Here is a 1,596-nt window from a genome sequence, read left to right on the forward strand (position 1 = left end):
GGCGGTGCTGGAATTTACAATCCAGCCATGGGGAAAAACGATATCTCGTGGCATGGCGGATATGGGCCAGTTGTTGGTCTCGTAGAATAAAAAAGCCGGGCATTGCCCGGCTAGATAATTATTCAGCAGCTTCTGCTTTGCCCTTTGGGCGTCGCTCCAGCAGTTCTTTCAGGAACTGGCCTGTATAAGAGCGCTTTTCCTTCACGATATCTTCCGGACGTCCAACTGCCACGATCTCGCCGCCGCCATCACCACCTTCCGGACCAAGATCGATAACCCAGTCGGCAGTCTTGATGACTTCGAGATTGTGCTCGATGACCACAACCGTATTGCCCTGTTCGACCAGCTCGTGCAGCACTTCGAGAAGCTTTGCAACGTCGTGGAAGTGCAGGCCGGTCGTCGGCTCGTCAAGAATATAGAGTGTGCGACCCGTTGCGCGGCGCGACAGTTCCTTGGCGAGTTTCACGCGCTGCGCTTCACCACCCGAAAGTGTCGTTGCCTGCTGACCGACCTTGATATAGCCGAGGCCAACCTTCACCAGCGTTTCAAGCTTGTCACGCACGGCTGGAACTGCGGAGAAGAACTCAGCGCCTTCCTCAACCGTCATGTCGAGAACATCGGCAATCGACTTGCCTTTGAACTGCACTTCCAGCGTTTCGCGGTTGTAGCGCTTGCCGTGACAGACATCACAGGTGACATAGACATCCGGCAGGAAGTGCATCTCAATCTTGATGACGCCATCGCCTTGGCAGGCCTCACAGCGTCCACCTTTCACGTTGAACGAGAAGCGTCCGGGCTGATAACCGCGAGCCTTGGCTTCCGGCAGGCCGGCGAACCAATCGCGCATCGGTGTAAACGCGCCGGTATAGGTCGCCGGGTTGGAACGCGGCGTGCGGCCAATCGGCGACTGATCGATGTCGATGACTTTATCGAGGAATTCCAGTCCTTCGATGCGGTCATGCTCCGCGGGATGTTCGCGCGAGCCCATGATACGGCGCGAAGCGGCCTTGAATAGCGTTTCGATCAGGAAGGTGGACTTGCCACCACCGGATACGCCTGTAACTGCCGTGAATGTGCCAAGCGGAATATCCGCTGAAACATCCTTCAGATTGTTGCCACGCGCGCCGACAACGCGGATGCGCTTGTTCTTGGTGAGCTTGCGGCGCTCAGCGGGAACAGTTACTTCCATCGCACCCGACAGATATTTGCCGGTGAGCGAATTCGGGTTGGACATAACGTCTTTCGGCGTGCCCTGCGCGATGATCTTGCCGCCATGAACACCAGCAGCCGGGCCGATATCGACCACATAGTCTGCTGTCAGGATCGCATCTTCATCGTGTTCGACGACGATAACGGTATTGCCGAGATCGCGTAGGTGACGAAGTGTGTCGAGAAGGCGGGCATTGTCGCGCTGATGCAAGCCAATGGACGGCTCATCGAGCACGTAAAGCACGCCAGTCAGACCGGAGCCGATTTGTGAGGCAAGGCGAATACGCTGGCTTTCACCACCCGACAGCGTGCCGGAATTGCGTGCCAGTGTCAGATAGTCGAGACCAACATCGTTGAGGAATTCCAGACGTTCGCGGATTTCCTTGA

The 1,596-nt window shown here is 56.6% G+C and carries 1 protein-coding gene; it reads right to left on the bottom strand.

Annotation, left to right across the window (positions count from 1 at the left end):
- Positions 1 to 118: 118 nt before the first annotated feature.
- On the bottom strand, positions 119 to 1,596 hold a 1,478-nt coding region (uvrA, locus tag VN114_RS05190; RefSeq protein ID WP_325512680.1), incomplete at its 5' end, for an excinuclease ABC subunit UvrA.

The sequence above is a fragment of the Oxalicibacterium sp. genome, from assembly GCF_035565035.1.
GTDB lineage: Bacteria > Pseudomonadota > Gammaproteobacteria > Burkholderiales > Burkholderiaceae_D > Oxalicibacterium.